The 21,988-nt window shown below is 71.4% G+C and carries 19 protein-coding genes, 2 pseudogenes and 1 riboswitch; of the genes and pseudogenes, 11 read left to right on the forward strand and 10 right to left on the reverse strand.

Annotated features, from left to right (window positions below):
- Positions 1 to 215 precede the first annotated feature (215 nt).
- The 4 genes from CIK06_RS25900 to CIK06_RS25915 all read right to left on the reverse strand — a co-directional run bounded on the left by CIK06_RS25900 (position 216) and on the right by CIK06_RS25915 (position 4,007).
- On the reverse strand, positions 216 to 935 hold the full coding sequence (locus tag CIK06_RS25900; RefSeq protein WP_095566995.1) for a gluconate 2-dehydrogenase subunit 3 family protein: 720 nt from the start codon (positions 933 to 935) through the stop codon (positions 216 to 218).
- A gap of 30 nt (positions 936 to 965) precedes the next feature.
- Entirely contained in the window at positions 966 to 2,633 is a 1,668-nt protein-coding gene (locus CIK06_RS25905) for a GMC family oxidoreductase (protein WP_095566996.1), read from the reverse strand.
- 40 nt (positions 2,634 to 2,673) lie between these two features.
- Entirely contained in the window at positions 2,674 to 3,198 is a 525-nt protein-coding gene (locus CIK06_RS25910) for a type 1 glutamine amidotransferase domain-containing protein (RefSeq protein ID WP_095566997.1), read from the reverse strand.
- 95 nt (positions 3,199 to 3,293) lie between these two features.
- On the reverse strand, positions 3,294 to 4,007 hold the full coding sequence (locus CIK06_RS25915; protein ID WP_095566998.1) for a cysteine hydrolase family protein: 714 nt from the start codon (positions 4,005 to 4,007) through the stop codon (positions 3,294 to 3,296).
- A 317-nt stretch (positions 4,008 to 4,324) separates the two neighbouring features.
- Positions 4,325 to 4,385: riboswitch (Fluoride riboswitch) on the forward strand.
- A gap of 74 nt (positions 4,386 to 4,459) precedes the next feature.
- Here CIK06_RS25915 and CIK06_RS25920 point away from each other — a divergent pair.
- Genes CIK06_RS25920 through sthA form a run of 3 tightly spaced genes read left to right on the forward strand, consistent with a single transcriptional unit; the run spans position 4,460 to position 9,049 of the window.
- On the forward strand, positions 4,460 to 6,001 hold the full coding sequence (locus CIK06_RS25920; RefSeq protein ID WP_095566999.1) for a hypothetical protein: 1,542 nt from the start codon (positions 4,460 to 4,462) through the stop codon (positions 5,999 to 6,001).
- Positions 5,998 to 7,641, forward strand: a complete 1,644-nt coding sequence (locus CIK06_RS25925; protein WP_095567000.1) for a DNA mismatch repair protein MutS — start codon at positions 5,998 to 6,000, stop codon at positions 7,639 to 7,641. Before CIK06_RS25920 ends, CIK06_RS25925 begins: the two co-directional genes overlap by 4 nt.
- 4 nt (positions 7,642 to 7,645) lie before the next feature.
- A complete protein-coding gene (gene sthA / locus CIK06_RS25930; RefSeq protein ID WP_095567001.1) occupies positions 7,646 to 9,049 on the forward strand; it encodes a Si-specific NAD(P)(+) transhydrogenase in 1,404 nt (467 codons plus the stop codon).
- Between the two features lie 102 nt (positions 9,050 to 9,151).
- Here sthA and CIK06_RS25935 read toward each other — a convergent pair whose 3' ends face one another.
- Positions 9,152 to 9,841, reverse strand: coding sequence for an FMN-dependent NADH-azoreductase (locus CIK06_RS25935; RefSeq protein WP_232533870.1), 690 nt, complete (start codon positions 9,839 to 9,841; stop codon positions 9,152 to 9,154).
- A 47-nt stretch (positions 9,842 to 9,888) separates the two neighbouring features.
- On the opposite strand from CIK06_RS25935, the gene CIK06_RS25940 reads away from it, so the two are divergent.
- From CIK06_RS25940 to CIK06_RS25970, 7 genes are all read left to right on the forward strand, one after another.
- Positions 9,889 to 10,380: a MarR family winged helix-turn-helix transcriptional regulator gene (locus tag CIK06_RS25940; RefSeq protein ID WP_095567002.1), complete on the forward strand. Its 492-nt coding sequence runs from the start codon at positions 9,889 to 9,891 to the stop codon at positions 10,378 to 10,380.
- Positions 10,381 to 10,752: 372 nt separating this feature from the next.
- Positions 10,753 to 11,781: a hypothetical protein gene (locus tag CIK06_RS25945; protein WP_095567003.1), complete on the forward strand. Its 1,029-nt coding sequence runs from the start codon at positions 10,753 to 10,755 to the stop codon at positions 11,779 to 11,781.
- 55 nt (positions 11,782 to 11,836) lie between these two features.
- On the forward strand, positions 11,837 to 12,409 hold the full coding sequence (locus CIK06_RS25950) for an ATP-binding protein (RefSeq protein WP_157756954.1): 573 nt from the start codon (positions 11,837 to 11,839) through the stop codon (positions 12,407 to 12,409).
- Between the two features lie 205 nt (positions 12,410 to 12,614).
- Positions 12,615 to 14,069 carry an endo-1,4-beta-xylanase gene (locus tag CIK06_RS25955; protein ID WP_095567005.1) on the forward strand — a complete coding sequence of 485 codons (1,455 nt, stop codon included), beginning with the start codon at positions 12,615 to 12,617 and terminating at the stop codon, positions 14,067 to 14,069.
- A gap of 141 nt (positions 14,070 to 14,210) precedes the next feature.
- Complete coding sequence (locus CIK06_RS25960) at positions 14,211 to 15,224, forward strand: LacI family DNA-binding transcriptional regulator (RefSeq protein WP_095567006.1); 1,014 nt, start codon at positions 14,211 to 14,213, stop codon at positions 15,222 to 15,224.
- Between the two features lie 271 nt (positions 15,225 to 15,495).
- The gene (locus tag CIK06_RS25965) at positions 15,496 to 15,975 is read left to right on the forward strand and encodes a DUF4383 domain-containing protein (RefSeq protein WP_095567007.1); all 480 of its coding nucleotides are present in this window, start codon (positions 15,496 to 15,498) and stop codon (positions 15,973 to 15,975) included.
- Positions 15,976 to 16,025: 50 nt separating this feature from the next.
- On the forward strand, positions 16,026 to 16,379 hold the full coding sequence (locus CIK06_RS25970; protein WP_095568138.1) for a YciI family protein: 354 nt from the start codon (positions 16,026 to 16,028) through the stop codon (positions 16,377 to 16,379).
- Positions 16,380 to 16,395: 16 nt separating this feature from the next.
- On the opposite strand, the gene CIK06_RS31700 is transcribed toward CIK06_RS25970, so the two are convergent.
- The 4 genes and pseudogenes from CIK06_RS31700 to CIK06_RS25980 all read right to left on the reverse strand — a co-directional run bounded on the left by CIK06_RS31700 (position 16,396) and on the right by CIK06_RS25980 (position 20,494).
- The gene (locus tag CIK06_RS31700; protein WP_232533871.1) at positions 16,396 to 16,644 is read right to left on the reverse strand and encodes a hypothetical protein; all 249 of its coding nucleotides are present in this window, start codon (positions 16,642 to 16,644) and stop codon (positions 16,396 to 16,398) included.
- A gap of 92 nt (positions 16,645 to 16,736) precedes the next feature.
- Positions 16,737 to 16,889 (reverse strand): annotated as a pseudogene (locus tag CIK06_RS32645) (hypothetical protein); the annotation flags it as partial.
- Positions 16,890 to 16,951: 62 nt separating this feature from the next.
- Positions 16,952 to 18,073 (reverse strand): annotated as a pseudogene (locus CIK06_RS25975) (GTP-binding protein); the annotation flags it as partial.
- A gap of 165 nt (positions 18,074 to 18,238) precedes the next feature.
- On the reverse strand, positions 18,239 to 20,494 hold the full coding sequence (locus tag CIK06_RS25980) for a cation-translocating P-type ATPase (protein WP_095567008.1): 2,256 nt from the start codon (positions 20,492 to 20,494) through the stop codon (positions 18,239 to 18,241).
- A 119-nt stretch (positions 20,495 to 20,613) separates the two neighbouring features.
- On the opposite strand from CIK06_RS25980, the gene CIK06_RS25985 reads away from it, so the two are divergent.
- Positions 20,614 to 20,925 (forward strand): metal-sensitive transcriptional regulator, encoded by a 312-nt coding sequence (locus tag CIK06_RS25985; RefSeq protein ID WP_095567009.1) that lies wholly within the window; start codon positions 20,614 to 20,616, stop codon positions 20,923 to 20,925.
- A 7-nt stretch (positions 20,926 to 20,932) separates the two neighbouring features.
- On the opposite strand, the gene CIK06_RS25990 is transcribed toward CIK06_RS25985, so the two are convergent.
- On the reverse strand, positions 20,933 to 21,952 hold the full coding sequence (locus CIK06_RS25990; RefSeq protein WP_095567010.1) for a magnesium and cobalt transport protein CorA: 1,020 nt from the start codon (positions 21,950 to 21,952) through the stop codon (positions 20,933 to 20,935).
- Positions 21,953 to 21,988 lie beyond the last annotated feature (36 nt).

Consider the following 21,988-nt stretch of genomic DNA (forward strand, 5'->3'; position numbering starts at 1 on the left):
ATCAATGGTCAGGTGGCCTGATCACCGTACCCTACCATTGTCATAACCAGACATCGACAGCAGCGGTTGGCTACGACTCGGACAGCACGCCCAGGCCGCACCCGAGGTGGCTCCCGGCACGAGCGTGGGCTGCCGAGCATCGGTGACGGGGCGACTCCGGGCCCGGGCCAGAAGGCCCGCAAATCCACCCACGCCCGCGCCCGGGAGACCCCGCACTACTCCCCGGCCGGCTGGAACGGATGGTCGTGCAGGTGTGGGACCAGATCCTGCCAGCTGTAGTCGCCCTCCATGAAGTAGGGCGTCGTATCGTACGTGCCGTCCATCGTGTCCCTCAACGACTTCGGGCCGACGAAGCCGATCACCTTCCAGCCCACGTGGTCCTTGTTCCCTCCGTACACGGGGTCGCAGTAGAAGCCCTGCTTGGTGTGCAGGCACAGCGCGGGAAAGAAGTTCATCCCCTCGTCGAACGTGCCCTGCAGGAACGTGGTCACCGCTTCCGTCGTACCCAGGGTGACCTTGGACGGCTTCGGCGCGCCGGAGAAGGCCTCAAGCACCGCATCCTGCTGCTCCTCGGTCAGGTCCTTGAAATCGGCGTGGTGGCTCTTTCGGGCCACCTCGTCGAGGTCGCGGATGCCCTGGCGGTAGGTCTGCTGCATGTCCCACATGCGGGCCCGCCACGCCTCGGCGAACTTGCCGGTGAGCTTGAGGAACCCGCTGCCATCGGCAGCGGCGAAGATGTAGTCGATGCCGGACAGGTAGCGGTCGATGAACACGACCACCCGAGCCTCGCGGGCCCCGGGGTCGTGGTCGGTCGGGATGATGCGGGCGGTCGCGGCCTCGATCGTCGCCCACTCGTGCGCGGTGAAGAACAGCCGCTCGTTCGAGTCGGGGTCGATCGGCGAGCCGCCGATCTCCCAGTCAGCCTTGAGGGTCACAAGTCCTCCATCCTTACGTGAACGCGTTGTCTAGACGACCCTGATGTGCTCTTCGCGGCCCTTGGCAAAGGTGCCGACGATGTAGTCGCAGGCGCGCCAGGCGTTGGCCATCATGGTCAGCGTCGGATTGACGCCGGTCGAGGTCGGGAAGCCCGAACCGTCCACGACGAACAGGTTGTCGACGTCGTGGGTCTGGCACCACTCGTTCAGCACCGACTTCCCCGGGTCGTTGCCCATACGCGCCGTGCCGTGCTGGTGGCAGGTGTTACCGGTCATCCGGTCGAGGTAGACCGGAACCGTCTTGCGGGCGCCGGCGACCTCGAGGATCTCGGCGTTCTTGTCCACCTGCCACTTGCTCATCCGCACGTCGTTCTCGTGCGGCCGGTGGGTGATCCGGGCGACCGGCAGGCCCCAGGCGTCCTTCACGGTCGGGTCGAGGTCGACTCGGTTGGACTCGCGCGGCATGTCGTGCAGGATCGCACCGATCTTCATCGCGTAGTTGAAGTAGTCGCGGTCGGCGTCCTTGAGCGCACCGCCCCAGCTCGGCCGGCCCGGGAAGACCCAGTTGACCGGGTGCACCGTCTGCGAGGCCGAGATCAGGCAACCACCGATGTGGCCGCGGTCCTTCGCGGTCTCGTAGAACTCGAACGTGCCGCCGCTGATGTAGTTGCCCGCCCAGCCGTACAGCGGGTCGTCGACCTCCTTGTCGAAAAGGCCGACGGCGAACACGTACTCGTGGAAGGTCGCGTTCTTGCCGAGCAGGCCGCTGGAGTTGGCCAGGCCGTCGGGGTGCTGAGCGGAGCGCGACATGAGCATCAGGCGGGCCGACTCGATGGCGCCGAGGCCGAGCACCACGACCTTGGCGTCCTGCTCGACCTCGCGGCCCTCGGGGTCAATGTAGACGACGCCGGTGGCCCGGCCGTCCTTGCCGACCTTGATCTCGCGTACGAAGCACTCCGAGCGCAACTCGAAGTTGCCGGTCGCCACCGCCTCCGGGATGAACGTGGTGAGCGTGTTCGACCGGGCACCGCTCGGGTCGCCGTACTGGTTCCAGAAGCTGGTCTTGTTGAACGGATCGCGACCCTTGTGCCGGTTGGTGACCATGGCGTGCGGGATCGGGAACGCGTTGAAGCCCATCTTCTTGGCTGCGTCGTAGAACCGCCGGCCGAAGCGGGTCGGGCGCAGTGGCTCACTCGGATACGGGCGGCTGCGGAACGGCTCGTACTTGTCCGCGCCGGCCACACCGGAGACGCCGAACTCCCACTCGACCTTGGTCAGGTACGGCTCGAGGTGCTCGTACCGGATCGGCCAGTCGGCAAGGCTCGCACCGTCGAGGTCGCCGTGCAGCGAGCGCTGGACGAAGTCTGACTCGCGGGGGCGCGGCACCCAGCCTGCCCAGTGGTTCGTGCCGCCGCCGACGAGTTGCGGGGTCGGTGAGAACGGGAACACCTCCGCGACCGAGTTCTCGTCGTGGCGCAGGGTGCGGGGGAACAGCTTCGGGTCGGGCCAAAGGTAGTTCCGGTTGACGTACTTGACCTCGTCGCCGGAGTAGTGCTCGTGGGCACGCAGCCATGGACCGCGGTCGAAACCGATGACCTTCAGACCGGCCTCGGCCAGCACCTTGACCGCTGTACCACCGGTCGCGCCGAGCCCGACGACGATGGCGTCGACCGGCTCTGGCTTGGACGAATAAGCCATAACTCTCTCCTCCCGAAGGGGCGCTCGGTGGCAGTGCCGGTCAGGCGCGCCCGAGGTACTCGACGATGGCCTTGCCGAAGTGGGGCAGGTCGACCGGCGTACGCGAGGTGATGACGTTGCCGTCCTCGACGACGGGCTGGTCGACCCAGGTGCCGCCCGCGTTCTCGACGTCGGTCTTGATCGGCAGGTAACCGGTGATCTTCCGACCCTTGGTCGCACCGGCCGAGGCGAGCATCCAGCCGCCGTGGCAGATCGCGGCGACGAGCTTGCCCGACTCGTATGCCTCGCGGACCAGGTCGACCATCTCGGGGTGCAGCCGCATGTTGTCGGGGGCGAACCCGCCGGGGATGACCACCGCGTCGAACTCGGCAGCGGACACGTCCGGCGCACCGGCGTCCACCGCCATGGGGTAGTGCTCCTTGCTGTCGTACGAGCCCTTGGTGCCGCTGCCGATGACCCGGACGTCCGCGCCGGCCTCCTGCAAGCGCAGCAAGGGGTACCAGCCCTCGAGGATTTGGTACTCGTCTTCGATCAGCAGGGCCACGCGCTTGCCTGAAAGCGACATCTCATGTCCTTTTCTCGCGCTTACGGTTATTCGATGGATCGGAGCCGGCGGCACGCCGGCGGAGCCCGACGGTGGCAGGCCGTGCAGGCCGGCGCTCAGGCGCCGATCATCCGAAGGAACTCGACGCTGGTACGCACGTCACCGTGGTTGGCCTGGATGTTGCGCAGGGCCTCCCAGTGCTGGCCGTAGCCCAGGGGCTGCTCGGCGCCACCGGGAATGGAGGCCGGGATGGCGGCGGTGGTGTCGGCCAGGACGATGATCCTGAAGTCCTGGTTGTTGCCGTCGATGGCGGTGGTGATCTGGCAGTTTCCGGTGGAGAGGCCGGCGATGACCAGGGTGTCGCAGCCGGCGCGGCGCATGTACTCGGTCAGCGGCGTGCCGTAGAACGAGGAGAACCGGTGCTTGCGGATGACCGGCTCGTCGTCGAGCGGCTTGAGCTCGTCGACCAGTTCGTCGCCGCCGTTGCCCCAGGCGCCGGGAAAGGTGGCGAGCTGGCCCTCAAGGCCCCACTTGCGGTCGGCGAAGCCGGCGTCCTTGCCGTCACCGCGCAGGCCCCACATCGACCAGACCACCGGCATGCCCTTGGCGCGGGCGGCTTCCAGCACGTTGACCACCGGCTGGACGACGTCCTTGCCCTCCGGGGCGCCGCCGACGCTCGGGATGTACATGGCCCCGCCGACCTCGGCACATGCCTTCTGCATGTCCAGTACCAGCAGCATCGTCCTTTTGGGGTCGACCGTCGGGGCTACCCAGGTCGACCGGTCGATGACCTTGTCGATGTTCTCGTAGGTGTAGTCGAGCGAAGACATCGATCCTCCTGTGGCGTCTGGATCGGGCACGGAGCCCGTCTGCGTCGATCACGCGACACGCGATCGACGACATCTGATCGGGTGAGCAGGTGGTCTGAACACTAATCCAGCTGGCGGCAGTGTCAAGAGGTGTTTCGCCTTGACTTCGGCACCGTTACAAGCCACGCGCCAGGCGCAAGGCCCCGGTGACCGCCGCGACGAGTGCGGAGCGCCGGCACGGCAACTGATACAGAACCATGGATGCGTGATCACGGTCGGTGGTGACGGGATGCGGGCCGGCCGACGGCGCGATAGCGTGCAAGACGCGCCCCGTACCTGCGGGCGTAGGCGATGAGGCTCGCCGTCAACCGCCGCTGCGCTGATGGCCTCTACCAGAATCCGGACCCACCGGTCCGGGTTGGTGGTGTCGAGGCCTGCCGCTGCCGGTCTCGCCATGGACCGGGAGTGATGCGATGACCGAGCCGGCCTTCCGGAGCATCCTGTTCGACGACCCGGCCGACCGCGACGGTGTCGACGAGCGGCCGGTGCCCGACTACTTCGGGGATCTCAACCTGGACCAGGTGACCGCGGCGGTCACCCGGGGCCGCGACAGCTACCGGCTCGCCCCCTTCTTCCACACACCGCTGCGGCGTGTCGAAGCGGTTGCCTACCGGCACGAGGTCTTCCGCGAGCTGCGCCGGCCCGAGGTACGCGGGGCGGTGGCCGGCTTCGCCGACCGGATGCGGACGGTACGCGACCGGCTGGGTCAAGCCCGACGGGCCCGGTACGCCCCGCAGCGGCAGCTGTGGTTCCTCGATGCCGCCGACGGCTACTCGGCGGCGGTCGCCCGGTTGAGCGAGGAGCTGGACGGCCTGCCGCTGCGCTCGCGCGGGCTGTGCGGGCTGCGCCGCTTCCTCCGGTCGCACGTCGCCGACCAGCCGTTCGCGGAGCGCGCGGTGGAGGCCGCCGGCCTGCGTGACCGGGTCGCGGCGGTGCGGTACACGATCGACATCCAGGGTGACCGGATCAGGGTCGGCCGCTACGCGGGCGAGCCCGACTACAGCGGCGAGATCGCCGACACGTTTGCCCGGTTCCGGCCGGGCGAGGCCCGAAGGCGCCGCTCCGCCCGCCAGGACCTCACCGAGATGAACCATGTCGAGGCGGTGGTGTTGCAGTATGTGACCGAGCTGCATCCGGAGGTCTTCGGCGACGTACGGGAGTTCTGTGCCCGGCACGACGACTTCCTGGACCCGGTGGTCACCGACTTCGACCGCGAGGTGCAGTTCTACCTGGCCTGGCTCGACTACCTGGACTTCCTCGGCGAGCACGGCCTGCGGTGCTGCCTGCCGGAGGTGTCGGCCACCAGCCGGCGGACCGAGGTCCGGCAGTCCTTCGACGTGGCCCTGGCCGACCGGCTGGGCCGGGACTCGCGCCCGGTGATCCCCAACGACGTCGAGTTGCACGGCGACGAGCGCATCCTGGTGATCTCCGGGCCGAACCAGGGCGGCAAGACCACGTACGCCCGCATGGTGGGCCAACTGCACCACCTGGCCCGGCTCGGCTGCCCGGTCCCGGGCAGCCGGGCCCGGTTGTTCCTGGCCGACGGCATCTTCACGCACTTCGAGCGCGAGGAGGTGGCCACCGACCTGCACGGCCGGCTGGAGGACGACCTGCTGCGGGTGCGGCACATCCTCGACCGGGCCACGGCCGACAGCGTGGTCATCATGAACGAGATTTTCACCTCGACCACGCTGGAGGACGCCCTGCTGCTGGGCGGGAAGATCATGGACCGGCTCATCCGGCTCGGCTGCCTCGGTGTCTACGTCACGTTCGTCGACGAGTTGTCCCGGCTGGGTCCGGCCACGGTGAGCCTGGTCAGCACGGTCGAGGCGGCGGACGCCGCGCGGCGCACGTTCAAGGTCGTCCGCCGGGCGGCCGACGGGCTGTCGTACGCGCTCAGCCTCGCCCAGAAGTACGGCCTGACCTACGAGTCGCTGACGGAGCGGATCCGATGAAGGCAAACCTGCTGTACCCGGACCGGGACTTCGACGCCGGCGCACCGCCGCCGTTCGGCACCGACGACCTGGTGCGGGATCTGCATCTGGGCACGCTGTTCGAGGCGATGGGCGACGGGGACGGTTACCTGGCCGACGTGGCCCGGCAGGTGGTGCCGGCCGGGCTGGCCGACGCCGAGGCCATCCGCCACCGGCAGGACGTGCTGGCCGACTGCCTGGCCAACCCACAGGTGGTACGCGAGCTGTACGCCCTTGCGGTGGCGGCCTCCCAGGGCCGGAAGCGGGACTTCCTCGGCTACCTGCGGACCACCCCGGATCTGGTGCTGCACCACGCGATCGAGGTGCTGGAGATGTCGGTGGGCATGCTCCGCCGGTTGCGTGGCCTGGCCGACGCGGAGGCCGGCCGGTTCCGGTCCGCGGGGTTCGGCACGTTCTTCGCGATGGTCGCACGCGAACTCGACGACGACTATCTCGGCGCGCTCGACGAGCACGTCCGGCTGCTGCACTTCCGCAACGGCATGCTGGTCAGCGCCGCGCTCGGGCCGGGTGGCCGGGGCACCGACCATGTGTTGCGCCGCCCGACGCACCGGCCCGGCTGGTGGCAGCGGCTGACCGCCGACGTTCCCGAGACCCGCACGTACCGGGTTCCCGAGCGGGACGAGGCCGGCGCCCGCGCCCTGGCCGAGTTGCGCGACCGCGGGGTCGATCCGGTCGCCACCGCGCTGGCCCAGGCCACCGAGCACATCGTCGCGTTCTTCGGCACGCTGCGCCTGGAACTCGCCTTCTACCTCGGCTGCCTGAACGTGCACGACCGGCTGGACCGGCTGGGCATGCCGCTGTGCCGGCCGCGACCGCTGGCCGCCGCGGCCGGCGCAGACACCGCGGCCGCCGGGAACGGCGGGGACACCGGGGACGGCGGGGACACCGCGGACACCGGGGACGGCGACCTCGCCGCCACCGGGGACGGCGGCCTCGCCGCCAGCGGCCTGTACGACGTCTGCCTGGCGCTGCGTGCCCCGCAGCAGCGGGTCGTCGGCAACGACGTCGCCGCCGCCGACACCGACCTGATCGTGATCACCGGGGCGAACCAGGGCGGCAAGTCCACGCTGCTGCGCGCGGTCGGGCAGGCGTACGTGATGCTGCGCTGCGGGATGTCCGTCGCCGCCGCCGAGTTGGCCGCCGCCCCCCGGACCGGCGTCTTCACGCACTTCAAGCGCGAGGAGGACACCGACATGGAGCACGGCAAGCTCGACGAGGAGCTGGCCCGGATGGCCGGCATCGCGCAGCATCTGCGGCCGGGCGGGCTGGTGCTGTTCAACGAGTCGTTCGCCGCCACCAACGAACGGGAGGGTTCGGAACTCAGCCGGCAGATCATCCAGGCGCTGCGGGAGCGGCGGGTCGGCGTGGTCACCGTGACCCACCTGTACCGCCTCGCCTGCGCCCTGCGCCGGACGGCGACCGGCAGCGTGTTCCTGCGGGCCGAACGCCGTGCGGACGGGCGGCGCACGTTCCGGGTGGTCCCCGGCGAGCCGTTGCCCACCAGCTACGGCGCCGATCTGTACCGCAGCATCTTCGGCGGGGACGAGCCGGACCGGCAGCCGGCCCCGGCTGTCCTCGGTGGCGATCATCTAGGACACTGAAAAGGTGTTCGACTACGACGTGCTTGTCCTCGGCTCGGGTCCCGGCGGTCAGAAGGCCGCGATCGCTGCGGCGAAGCTGGAACGCCGGGTGGCGGTGGTCGAGCGCCGCCACATGATCGGCGGGGTCTGCATCAACACCGGAACGATTCCGTCCAAGACGCTGCGCGAGGCGGTCCTCTACCTGACCGGTCTCAACCAGCGGGAGATGTACGGGCAGAGCTACCGGCTCAAGGACGACATCACGGTGGGCGACCTGGCCGCCCGGACCCAACACGTGATCGGCCGCGAGATCGACGTGATCCGCAGCCAGTTCGCCCGTAACCACGTACGGCTGCTCAGCGGCACCGCCCGGTTCACCGCCCCGCACACCGTGGGGATCACCGACGACGCCGGGCGGACGAGCACCGTGACCGCGGAGAAGGTGATCATCGCGACCGGCACCCGGCCCGCGCGGCCGGACAGCGTCGACTTCGACGACCGGACGATCATCGACTCCGACGGGATCATCAACCTCGAACACGTACCGGGCTCGATGGTGGTCGTGGGCGCCGGGGTGATCGGCATCGAGTACGCCTCGATGTTCGCCGCCCTCGGCACGAAGGTGACCGTGGTCGAGCGGCGGGACCGGATGCTCGACTTCTGCGACCTGGAGATCGTCGAGTCGCTCAAGTACCACCTGCGGGACCTGGCGGTCACCTTCCGGTTCCGCGAGTCGGTCGCCCGGGTGGAGCGGCACCCGCGGGGCGCCGTGGCGGTGCTGGACAGCGGCAAGCAGATCGCCGCCGACACGGTGATGTACTCGGCCGGCCGGCAGGGTACGGCCGCGAACCTGGATCTGGACACGATCGGGCTCTCCGCCGACGCCCGGGGCCGGGTCGCGGTCGACGAGCACTTCCGGACGCCGGTCGACTACGTGTACGCCGTGGGCGACGTGATCGGTTTTCCCGCGCTCGCGTCCACCTCGATGGAGCAGGGCCGGCTGGCCGCGCACCACGCCTGCGACGAGCCGGTACGCGAGATGCAGGCGCTCCAGCCGATCGGCATCTACACCATTCCGGAGATCAGTTTCGTCGGCCGCACCGAGGACGAGCTGACCGACGCGCGGGTTCCGTTCGAGGTCGGCGTCTCCCGCTATCGCGAGTTGGCCCGCGGGCAGATCGTCGGCGACTCGTACGGGATGCTGAAGATCCTCGTTTCCCCGACCGACCGCAGCATCCTCGGGGTGCACGTCTTCGGCACGAACGCCACCGAGCTGGTCCACATCGGCCAGACGGTGATGGGCTGCGGTGGCACGATCGACTACCTCGTGGACGCGGTGTTCAACTATCCGACGCTTGCCGAGTCGTACAAGGTCGCCGCGCTGGACGCGATGAACAAGATGCGGCACATCGCCCGCCTGCACGGCTAGCCGCGGCCTGCGCGGGTCGGTGTCCCGGGGGAACCGGCCCGGTTCCCCCGGGACACGCACCGGGCCGGTGGTCGGCACGCCGCCGCGGCCCCAGGGTCCGGGTCAGCGCCCCTGACCGGTCGCGACCGCCGGCGCCCAGAGGTCGTCGATGGCGCGTTCGGCGGCCGCGAGGCTCTGCGCGGCCAGCGGCACCAGTTCGGCCATGGCCGGGTTCACGGGGGCGAGGGTCAGCTCGGCCGTGATGAAGCGCGGGCTCAGGCCGGTCATCGCCAGGCCGTGCGGGAGCCAGGGCTCCGCGTGGTCCCAGCCCACCCGGGGGGTGCCGGCGCCGTAGCCGCCACCGCGGCTGGCCAGCACGATGAACTCACGGTCGCCCAGCAGGCCGGCTCCGGTCGCCGGGTCGTACGCCACCCCGGGCACGATCAGGTGGTCGACCCACGCCTTGACGCTGCTCGGCGCCGCGAAGTTGTAGAGCGGCAGCCCCAGCAGGACGGTGTCGGCCCGCTTCACCTCCTCGACCAGCGCGACGCTGAGATCCCAGGAGGCCCGCTGGGCCGGGCTGTGCTGCTCCGGGGCGGTGGCCCGGGCCAGCCCGCCGTCGGCGTCCAGGTGCGGCAGCGGCTCGCGGCCGAAGTCTCGGTACGTCACCGTGCCGTCGGGGTGTCTGGCCTGCCAGAGCGCGGCGGCCCGGGCGGTGAGCCGCCGGCTGGTCGAGCGATCCCCTGGATGCTCGAATCGAGGTGCAGCAGGTGAGGCATCGTTGATCCTCCGGAGATGGTTTGTGTTGAACAAATCGTTTATAGCACGGCGATGACCCCACCGGGGGTAGCATTCGTCACATGCCCGTACCGGTCGACCAGCCGGAACGCCGCTCGGGGCCGCTGCTCGACCACCTCGCGCGGAGGATGCGGCTGCGCGCGGAGACCGCGCTGGCCCCGTTTGGTCTCCGTCCCCGCCACCTCGTCGCGCTCACCCTGCTCCGCGAGCACGGCGGCAGCAGCCAGCAGGCGCTCGCCCGGCTGCTGGAGATGGACGGGACCAACATCGTCGGGTTGCTCAACGATCTGGAAACCGCACAACTGGTCCGCCGGCTACGCTCCCCCGACGATCGGCGCCGGCACGTCGTGGAACTCACCGCGGCCGGCGCGCAACGGCTCACGGAGGCCGAGTGCGCGCTCGCCGCGACCGAGGACGAGGTGCTCGGCAACCTCGACGAACAGCAGCGGGAAGCCCTGTACGACCTGCTCCGCCGCGCCACCACCGGCAGCGCCGGCAGCGGCAGCGCCATCGCCTGCGCCGAAGCGGCACCGGACGACGCCGGGGCGTGCTGAGAATCGGCTATCCGACAGCGGGCACCGTGGCACGCCCGCCGTCACGCTCCGCAGCGTCAGCACCCGGCAACACATCGACGCGCCACCGGGGCATTCGGCGCTCCACCTTGGATACTTGCGTGATGGCTCAGCTACCGTACGGCGTTCCGGTGGCCCCGGCGCATCACTGTGCGGTAACCTCACGCGCGGCCATCGCTGAAGGCGCGTCGCGCCGGCGGTGCCGCCGCCTCGGCACCCCGCCAGGGGTTGACCGGGGACCCAGGACCGGGGGCTGATCCGCGTCACCCGCGGTAGCGGCGACCCGCGTCCCGAGCACGACGGCCCACCCGGCCGGCGGTCAGGGAAGGACAGAACGGATTGACACTCCGACCGATGTGGTGGGGTCCGCTGGTCGCCGCCGCGGCCGCCCTGGTTGTCGTGGTCGGACCCGGCCCCGCCGGCGCCGCGCCCGGGACGCCGGCACCGTCCAGCTCCGAACAGGGCCCGGACGAGAAGGCGCCGGCCGCCCACGACGACGACGAGTTGCTCAGCGAAGCGCTGGAGACCGCCAACCGTAACTACGTGGCGGCCAAGGGCAAGCTGGACAAGGCGCGGCAGCAGCAGAAGAAGCTCGCCGACGAGGCCAAGCAGGCCGAGGACGAGCTGAAGCAGCTCGCGCCGGACCTGGAGCGGATCGCCATCTCCGCGTACCGGGTCGGGCCGGCCGGCCAGGCGGCGATGCTGCTGGACAGTTCCTCACCGGATGACTTCCTGGCCCGCGCCCTCGGGATCAACGAGATCAACGCGGTCAACGACGGCAAGGTCGGTGAGCTGAACGCCGCCCGGGCCCGGGCACTGGCCGCCAAGACCGCGCTCGACCTGCAGGTGCAGGAGCAGCAGCGGCTCACCGCGGTGATGGCCAAGCAGCGGCAGGACGTCGAGAAGTCGCTCGACCTGCTGGGCGGCAACCGCCAGATCGGCAAGGGTTTCGTGGCCGCGACCTCGCCGGTGGCCAAGGCCGCCCCGCGGGCGGCCGACGGAAGCTTCCGGCCGGAGTCCTGCACCAAGGACGACCCGACCACCAGCGGCTGCATCACCGCACGCACGCTGAACGCGTACAAGGAGACCCGCAAGGCCGGCTTCAACCGGTTCGCCAGCTGCCACCGCAACGGCGGGCCGTTCGAACACCCGAAGGGCCGCGCCTGCGACTGGTCGCTGATCAACAAGGGCTTCGTGCACGCCCAGAACAAGGACCAGATCCTGTACGGCAACAACCTGGCCGCGTTCCTGATCCGCAACGCCGACCGGCTCGGGATCTACTACGTCATCTGGTACAGACAGATCTGGTTCCCGGCGACCGGCTGGAAGTCCTACAGCGGCGCGTCGGACCACACCGACCACGTCCACATGTCGCTGCTCTGAGGCGTACCGCACCTCAGCAGGGATAGCGCGGCCCCGCTGCGGGTATCCAGTGGCAATGGGATCGCTGCCCGCCTCGCCCCCACTACCGGACACCGCACAGCTGCGGTGGTGGGCGTTGGACGACCCCACCGAGCTACGCGGCCTGCGCGCCGCCCTGCACGAGGCGCTGACCGCCGAGGCGCTGACCGCCGAGGCGCTGACCGCCGAGGCGTCGACCGGCCAGGCACCGACCGGCCAGGCACCGACCGGCGAGACGCCGAACGACCAGGCGGCGCCGCCGGGCCAGGCGCCGCCGGCAGCGGACGGCCTCGACGAGGTCCCGGAGCGGGTGGCGCTGGTGGCCACCGAACTCGCCACGAACGCGCTGCGGCACGGACTGCCGCCCACGATCGTCCGGCTGCTCAGCTACCGCGACCACCTCGTGCTCGACGTGGTCGACCACGACAGGAACTCCGTACCGGAACTGCCCGACGCCTCGCCGGGCGACTGCGGCGGTCAGGGGTTGCGGCTGGCCCGCGCCTTCTCGCAGGACATCGGCTGGTACGCGCTCGACGGCGCGAAACACATCTGGGCCTCCTTCCCCCGCCCGGCCCACACGGCTTCGCGGGCCCCCGGCCAGGGCGGATGACCGCTCCGGCTGTCCATGATGGACGCCGTTCGGGCGACCGTCGAAACTTTCGAGTCCATCGATACGGCGGGCTGGGCAGGGAGAGCCGGAGATCGTGTCCTTGATGTTTCCGAAAGTTTATCGGTAGCATGCATCGACGCTTGTCTTGGTTGGGCACGCTCCCACGGCCCGGCCGCGCACCCCGACAGCCCGGAAGGTTCCCCACATGAAAACCGCTTCCGCCCCCGACCGCCGACCCCCGAGAAGCTGGCGCAACAGGCGCACCGCCGTGCTGGCCGGGGCCGCCGGCACGCTCGTCGCCGGCCTCGTCCTGACCATGCCGAACACGGCCAGCGCCGCCACCACGCTGGGCGCCTCCGCCGCCGAGCAGGGCCGCTACTTCGGTACGGCCGTGGCCGCCTACAAGCTCTCCGACAACACGTACTCCACCATCCTGAACCGCGAGTTCAACATGGTGACCCCGGAGAACGAGATGAAGTGGGACGCGACCGAGCCGTCCCAGGGCCAGTTCAGCTACGGCAGCGCGGACCAGATCGTCAACCACGCCCAGTCGCACGGGATGCGCGTCCGCGGGCACGCCCTGGCCTGGCACTCGCAGCAGCCCGGCTGGGTGCAGAGCCTCTCCGGCACCGCCCTGCGGAACGCCATGATCAACCACGTCACCCAGGTCGCCACCCACTACAAGGGCAAGATCTACGCCTGGGACGTGGTGAACGAGGCGTTCGCCGACGGCAGCAGCGGCGCCCGCCGCGACTCCAACCTGCAGCGCACCGGCAACGACTGGATCGAGGTGGCGTTCCGCACCGCCCGCGCCGCCGACCCGGGCGCCAAGCTCTGCTACAACGACTACAACACCGACGACTGGAACCAGGCCAAGACGCAGGCCGTCTACCGGATGGTCCAGGACTTCAAGTCCCGCGGCGTGCCGATCGACTGCGTCGGCTTCCAGTCGCACCTCAACAGCGGGTCGCCGTACCCGAGCAACTACCGCACCACGCTGTCCAGCTTCGCGGCGCTCGGCGTTGACGTCCAGATCACCGAGCTGGACATCGAGCAGGCCAACTCGACCTGGTACCGCAACGTCGTCACCGACTGCCTCGCCGTGGCCCGCTGCAACGGCATCACGGTGTGGGGCATCCGGGACTCCGACTCGTGGCGCGCCTCGCAGAACCCGCTGCTCTTCGACGGCAACGGCAACAAGAAGGCCGCCTACGACGCGGTCCTCGCGGCGCTGAACAGCGGCAGCACGCCGCCGCCGACCACGGCGGCACCCACCACCGCGGCACCCACCACGGCGGCACCCACCACGGCCGCGCCGACCACCGCGGCACCGACCACCGCGCCGCCGACCACGACGCCGCCGGGCAACGCCGGCTGCACCGGCACGGTGACGCTGAACCAGTGGCCCGGTGGCTTCGTGGCCACGGTACGCGTCACGGCCGGCTCCTCCGCGCTCAGCGGCTGGACGGTGACCGTCAGCCTGCCGTCCGGGTCCGCGGTCACGAACACCTGGAACGCCCAGGCCAGTGGCAGCAGCGGGTCCGTCGGGTTCACCAACGTGAGCTACAACGGCTCGGTCGCGGCCGGCCAGTCGACCGAGTTCGGCTTCCAGGGCACCGGAACCGGCCCCGGATCCGTGCAGTCCTGCACCGCTCGCTGACCCTTGATCGGGGTGCCCCTCGTCGTCGCCGACCGCGACGGCGAGGGGCACGATCATGATGGCACCGGAGCCCGACGGCGATTTCCGAAACTTTCGGGCTATGCTGCTGGCCAGGGCAGTCCCACCAGCCGAGGAGCCGGAATGCCATACCAGCGGGCGACGCTGTCGGATATCGCGACCGCGGCCGGGGTATCCATCCCCACGGTCTCGAAAGTGCTGAACGGGCGTCCGGACGTCGCACCGGCCACCCGGCAGAAGGTCCAGGACCTGCTCGACCGGCGCGGCTACACGGCTCGCCGCACCGCCCGGCCGAGCGGCGGCGCCGGCCTCATCGACCTGGTCCTGCGCGATCTGGGCAGCCCGTGGGCCATGCAGATCATCGACGGGGTCGAGGAGTACGCGTACCGGGCCGGCATGGGCGTGGTGGTCTCCGCCGTGCACGGCCGGCACCGCAGCCGCCCCGATCGGCGGTGGATCGAGCAACTGTCCGCCCGGCGCTGCGACGGCGTGCTGCTGGTGCTCTCCGACCTGTCCGACAGCCAGCAGGGACAGCTCGACGAACTCGGCATCCCCGTGGTGATCATCGACCCGGCCGGCCAGCCCCGCCCCGGCATCCCCTCGGTCGGCGCCACCAACTGGGCCGGCGGGGTCGCCGCCACCGAACACCTGCTGGAACTCGGCCACCACCGGATCGCCGTGATCGGCGGCCCGGTCGGGGTGCCGTGCAGCCGGGCCCGGGTGGACGGCTACCGGGCCGCCATGAACGCCGCCGGGCACCGGGCCGCACCCGGCTACATCCGTACCGGCGACTTCACCGCGCCCTCCGGCTACCGGGAGACCAACGCCCTGCTCGACCTCGCCCAGCCGCCCACGGCGATCTTCGCCTGCGCGGACGAGATGGCCCTCGGGGCGTACGAGGCGCTGTACGAACGCGGCTTCCGGGTGCCGCACGACATGAGCATCGTCGGCTTCGACGACCTCGACGCGGCCCGCTGGTCGATCCCGCCGCTGACCACCATCCGCCAGCCGCTGACCGAGATGGCCAGCATGGCGAGCCGGATGCTGCGCACGCTGATGGACGGCGAGGAACTGGGCGGCGACCGGATCGAGCTGGCCACCCCGCTCGTGCTGCGGGACAGCACCCGGCCGCTCTGACCGCGGGACCCGGACGCGGCGGCGACCCGCGGGACCGGACACGGCGGCCTCCCACGGACCGGACACGGCGATCAGGCGACCGGACGCGGCGGCTTCCCCCGTTTGCGGCGCCCCGGTCTGGGCAGTCAACCGGCCGGCCCGGCCGGCAGACCGGCGGCACCGGGCCGCACGGGCGGACAGACCGGCGGCACCGGGCCGCACGGGCGGGCAAGCCGGCGGCACCGGGCCGCACGGGCGGGCAAGCCGGACAGCGTACGCAACGGGGGGCGACATGGTCAGCGGTACCCGGTCCGGCGTCGCCGGGATGGCGATCTCCCGGTCGGCGCTGCGCTCGGCGGCGGCCGGCGTGGCCGGCATCTTCCTGCTGCTGGGCGTGCTCGGCTTCGTGCCCGGGATCACGACCGGGTACGGCGAGATGACCTTCGCCGGGCTCGGCTCCGGCGCGCGGCTGTTCGGGGTCTTCCAGACCTCGATCCTGAACAACATCCTGCACCTGCTCTTCGGCCTCGTGGGGCTGGCCCTCGCCCGCCGGCCGGACGGCGCCCGGGCCTACCTGACCCTCGGCGGCGTCCTCAACCTGGCGCTGTGGATCTTCGGCCTGGCGGTGGAGCACCACGACGCCGCCAACTTCATCCCGGTCAACAGCGGCGACACCTGGCTGTACCTCGGGCTGGGGTTGGGCATGCTCGCCCTCGGACTGACCCTGGCGCCCCGGGCCACCGGCGCGCAGGGCGTACGCAGGCGCAGGTAGGGCCCACTCGGAGGGGGCGCATTCGGCGTGACCGAGCGCACAATGTGCGGGTGAAATTCCTGCTGCTGATCTACAACCGGCCGGGCTTCCTCGACGAGCTGTCCGAGCGCGACCACGCGGCACTCTTCGACGAGATCGAATTGATCATGAAGGAGCTGGCCGATTCCGGTGAGCTGCTGGGCGGCCAGGCGCTCGCCGGGCCGGAGCGGACCCGCACGGTCCGGCAGGTGGACGGCCGGTTCGACGTCCGGGACCGGCCGTTCGTGCCGAACCGGGAACAGCTCGCCGGCTACGTCGCGGTGGACTGCGCCAGCATCGAACGCGCCACCGAGATCGCGGCCTGCTGGCCCGACATCCGGTTCGGCGGCGCCATGGAGGTACGCCCGGTCCTCGGCGAGGACTGACCCCGCTCCCCCCGCCTCACAACAGGTCGGCGAGCGCCAGGCCGCGGGAGTTGTCGGCGATGGCCCGCATCCGCCAGTTGCTGGTGAAGAGCGCCAGCAGGGCACCGTCGCGGACCCGGGTCAGCACCTCGGCGCCGGCCACCGTCCGCAGCAGTTCCTCACCCGCCGGGTCGGTCCGCCGCACCACCTCGTACGGCAGGTGTTCCAGCGTGGTCCGGACGCCGAACTCCGCCTCCAGCCGGGCCACCGCGACCTCGAACTGCATCGGACCCACCGCGGCCAGCACCGGAGCCTGCTCCCCCGCCGGCCCGAGCGGAGCACCTGGACCACGCCCTCGGCGTCGAGCTGTTCGACGCCCCGGCGGAACCGCTTGTACGTGCTGGTGTCCGGCGAGCGCAGCACGGCGAAGTGCTCGGGGGTGAACGACGGCAGCGCCGGGAAGCGCACCGCCGGCCCCTCGTGCAGGGTGTCCCCGATGCCCAGGGCGGTGGCGTTGACCAGGCCCACCACGTCCCCGGGTACGCCTCGTCGATGGTCTCCCGGTCGGCGCCGAACAGCTGCTGGGCGTACTTGGTGGCGAACGGGCGGCCGGTGTCGCCGTGCAGCACGGTCATTCCCCGGGTGAACCGGCCCGAGCAGACCCGGACGAACGCCACCTGATCCCGGTGCGCACGGTTCATGTTCGCCTGGATCTTGAAGACGAAGCCCGCGAACGGCGCCGTCACCGGCCGTGGTTCGCCGTCGCGCACTGGCCGCGGCCCGGGCGGCGGGGCGTACTCGACGAGCGTGTCCAGCAGTTGCCGGACCCCGAAGTTGGCCACCGCCGCGCCGAACAGCACCGGGGTGGTCTTGGCGGCCAGGAACGCCTCCTGGTCGTGCTCCGCTCCGGTGAGGTCGAGCAGCTCCAGCTCCTCCTGGGCGCGGTGCCAGTCCGGGCCGTACCGCTGGGCTGCCTCGGCCGGGTCGAACCGCTCCTCCACCGCGGCGGTGGCGCCGCCGGGCGTCCGGTGGAACGCCGTCATCGCGCCGTCCCGCCGCTCGATCACGCCGTGGAACTGCCCGGCGATCCCCACCGGCCAGCTCAGCGGCGTGGGCCGCAGCGCGATCCGCTGCTCGATCTCGTCCAGCAGCGCCAGCGGCTCGCGGCCGGGCCGGTCCCACTTGTTGATGAAGGTGATCACCGGGATGCCCCGGTGCCGGCAGACCTCGAACAGCTTGAGGGTCTGCGGCTCCAGGCCCTTGGCGGCGTCCAGCAGCATGACCGCGCAGTCGACGGCGGTGAGCACCCGGTAGGTGTCCTCGGAGAAGTCGGCGTGCCCCGGCGTGTCCAGCAGATTGATCACCAGGTCGCGGTAGCCGAACTGGAGCACCGCCGAGGTGATCGAGATGCCGCGCTGGCGTTCCATCGCCATCCAGTCCGAGACGACGCCCCGCCGGCCGCCCTTGCCGTGCACCGCGCCCGCCTCGCCGATGACCCGCGCGTGCAGCGCGAGCGCCTCGGTCAGGGTCGACTTGCCGGCGTCGGGATGGGAGATGACCGCGAAGGTGCGGCGGCGGGCCGCCTCGGCGGTGATGGTTGACGCCGCGGACACGGCCCTGCTTCCTGTCGTCGTTGGATCGGGTGCGGGCGCCGGTGGTCGGGCCGCGCGGCTCCCACCGTAACGCGGCGCCGTCGCGGGGGACGGCGCGGCCATAGGACGTTTTTCATAACTGTCGGTCGAGCCGGGACGGAGGCCGGGCGGCGTCCGGCAAGGCGGAGGTTCGTCCGGACACCGGCGTTGTATCCGGACGAACCGACAACGCGGCCGGGGTCGCCGTCTGGACCCGGCGCAGGCCGGCCAGCACTCGTGGAACACGCCCTAGCGGAAGGCGCGCAGCCGGAGGCTGTTGGCGACCACGAAGACCGAGGAGAACGCCATGGCCGCGCCGGCGATCATCGGATTGAGCAGCCCGGCGGCGGCCAGCGGCAGGGCCGCCACGTTGTAGGCGAAGGCCCAGAACAGGTTGCCGCGGATCGTCCGCAGCGTCCGCCGGGACAGCCGGATCGCGTCGACCGCGGCCATCAGGTCACCGCGGACCAGGGTCAGGTCCGCCGCCTCGATCGCGCTGTCCGTCCCCGTACCCATGGCCAGGCCCAGGTCGGCCTGGGCCAGCGCGGCAGCGTCGTTGACGCCGTCGCCGACCATGGCCACCCGGTTGCCCGCGGCCTGCAGCCGGCGCACCTGCGCCACCTTGTCCGCCGGCAGCACCTCGGCGATCACGTCGGTGATCCCGACCTCGGCCGCCACCGACCGGGCGACCGTCGCGTTGTCCCCGGTCAGCAGCACCGGCCTGAGGCCCAGGGCGCGGAGCCGGTGCACCGCGGCCCGGCTGGTCGGCTTCACCGTGTCGGCCACCACGAGCACCCCGCGGGCCCGCCCGGCCCAGCCGGCCAGCACCGCCGTCCGGCCCGCCGCCTCGGCCGCGGCCACCGCCCGGACCAGCTCCGGCGGTACGTCCAGGCCGTGCTCGCGCAGCAGCCGGGGCCGCCCGGCGAGCACCGCGAGCCCGTCGACCGTGCCGGCCACGCCCAGCCCTTCGACGTTGCCGAACCCGGTCACCGGCGGAAGCTGCCCGGTCCGGGCGGCGGCCCCGGTCGCGACGGCCCGGGCGATCGGATGCTCCGAGGCCGCCTCCAGCGCACCGGCGCGCCGCAGCAGCTCACCGGCGTCCTGACCGTCGGCGGGCAGCGCCTCGACCAGCTCCATCCGGCCGGTGGTGACCGTTCCGGTCTTGTCCAGCAGCACCGTGTCGACCGAGCGGGTCGACTCCAGCGCCTCCGGCCCCCTGATCAGGATGCCGAGCTGCGCACCCCGGCCGGTGCCGACCAGCAGCGCGGTCGGCGTGGCCAGCCCGAGCGCGCACGGGCAGGCGATGATCAGGACCGCCACCGCCGCGCTGAGCGCGACCGCCGGAGCGGCCCCGGCGGCGAGCCACCCGGCGAGGGTACCGATCGACAGCACGATCACGATCGGGACGAAGACCCCGGAGATCCGGTCGGCGAGCCGCTGCACCGCCGCCTTGCCCTGTTGCGCCTCCTCGACCAGTCGGGACATCTGGGCGAGTTGGGTGTCGGCGCCCACCCGGGTGGCCCGCACCACCAGCCGGCCGCCCGTGTTCACCGTGGCGCCCGCGACCGCGGCCCCGGGCGCGACCTCCACCGGCACCGACTCCCCGGTGAGCATGCTGGTGTCGAGCGCCGAGGCGCCCTCCTCGACGACCCCGTCCGTGGCGATCTTCTCGCCGGGCCGGACCACGAACCGCTCACCCACCCGGAGTTCGCCGATCGGGATCCGGACCTGCACCCCGTCCCGCAGCACCGCGACGTCCCGGGCGCCGAGGGCGAACAGCGCCCGCAGCGCCGCACCGGCGGCCCGCCGGGACCGGGCCTCGACGTAGCGGCCGGTCAGGATGAACACGGTGACCCCGGCGGCGGTCTCCAGGTAGACGTCGCCGGCGTCGCCGGACAGCAGCGCCCAGAGCGACCAGCCGAACGCCGCGAGCGTGCCGAGCGAGACCAGCGTGTCCATGGTGGCGGCGCGATGCCGCAGGTTGACCAGCGCGGCCCGGTGGAACGGCAGGCCGCCGTACCCGACCACCGGGGCGGTCAGCGCCAGCGACAGCCACTGCCAGTGCTCGAACCGCAGGGCCGGGACCATGGCCAGCGCGATCACCGGTACGGCCAGCACGATCGAGGTCCACAGCCGGGTACGCAGGCCGGCCAGCTCGCCGGCCGGGTCACCCGCCCTTCGAGCCGGCCCGCCCGACCCGGCCGCTCCGCCCGATCCGCCCGGCGTGGCCGGTACCGCTGCCGCCGGTGCCGCCGCCGGCGGCGGCCGCAGCGGTTGCGCGGTGTAGCCCGTCTCCTTGACGGCGCCGACGAGGTCGGCCGGATCGATCGCGTCCGGGTAGCGGACCGCCGCCTTCCCGGTGGCGTAGTTGACGGTCGCCGTCACCCCGTCGAGCCGGTTCAGCCGCTTCTCCACCCGGGCCGCGCAGCTGCCGCAGGTCATCCCGCCGATGGCCAGCTCGATCCGGTGCGGCGCCAGCGGCGGAGTGCTCCCGATGCCGGTCATGTCCCCTCCTCGCCGACGGGGTCGGCCCACCTCCGCACCATATACCCCTAGGGGGTACGGGTAGACCGGATGTGAGCGGAACGACATACCCCCTCGGGGTAGCGGGATATCCTGGTCCGATGACCGCGCCAAGCACGCCGGCCGGTGGGCCGGTCCGGGGCTACACCGCCAGCAAGGACCAACTCCTGGCCCGGCTACGCCGGATCGAGGGCCAGGTACGTGGCATCAACAGGATGGTGGAGGACGACCGGTACTGCATCGACGTGCTCACCCAGATCTCCGCCATCCAGGCCGCCCTCGACAAGGTGGCCCTGGGACTGCTCGACGGGCACACCCGGCACTGCATGCGCGAGGGCGCCGCGGAGGGCCGGTCCGACGAGATGGCCGGCGAGATGATGGCGGCGGTCGGGCGGCTGATGAAGCGGGGCTGAGCCGGCCTCACAACCAGTTGCGGCGGCGGAAGACCAGATACAGGGCACCGCACACCATCGCCATCAGCAGCAGCGCCAGCGGATAGCCGAACCACCAGCCCAGCTCCGGCATGTGGGTGAAGTTCATCCCGTACACGGTGCCGATCAGGGTCGGCGCGAACAGGATGGCCGCCCACGCCGAGATCCGCTTGATCTCCTCGTTCTGCTCGAAGCCCGCCTCGGTGAGCCGCCTCATCTCGTCGTTCTGCTGCTGCCCCACCAGGGTCGCGTTCACCGCGAGCATGTTCTGCAACAGTTGCCGGAAGCCGTCCACCCGCTCCGCCACCTGGGTCAGGTGATCGGCCACGTCCCGCAGGTACCGCCGCAGTTCCTCGCCGGTCTCGTACCGGGTGACCCCGGCGTCCAGCGCCCCGAGCACGGCACCCAACGGCCGGGCGGCCCGCTGGAACTCGATCACCTCCCGGCTCAGCTCGTAGATCCGCCGGCTCACCGTCGGCTCGCCGCCGAACACCTCCGTCTCGATCTCGTCGATGTCGTTCTCCAGGCCGGCGACCACCGGCAGGTAGCCGTCGACGACCTGGTCGAGGATCGCGTACAGCACCGCCTGCGGACCGGCCGCGAGCATGCCGGTGTCGCGCTCCATCCGGTGCCGCACGGCGGCCAGGTCGGGCGCGTCGCCGTGCCGGACGGTCACCACGAACCCGGGGCCGATGAACACGTGCAGCTCGCTGAAGCGCACCTCCTCGCGGGACTCCAGATAGCGGGCCGCCAACAGCACCACGAACACGGTGTCGCCGTACCGCTCCAGCTTGGGCCGTTGATGCGCGGTGATGGCGTCCTCGACGGCCAACTCGTGCAACCGGAACTCGCGGGCCAGCGAGGCGATCTGGTCGGCGTCCGGCTGGTAGAGCCCGATCCAGGCCATCGCGCCCTCGTGCTCGTGCAGGCAGCGGTACGTGTCGGCGAGCGTCGACGGCGAGGCGCGACGCCGGCCAGCGACGTAGACCGCAGCGTCGATCACGGGCATCGGACCTCCCGCCGGCAAGGTCCGCCCGGATACCCG

Origin of the sequence: Plantactinospora sp. KBS50 (genome assembly GCF_002285795.1) — a bacterium.
GTDB lineage: Bacteria > Actinomycetota > Actinomycetes > Mycobacteriales > Micromonosporaceae > KBS50.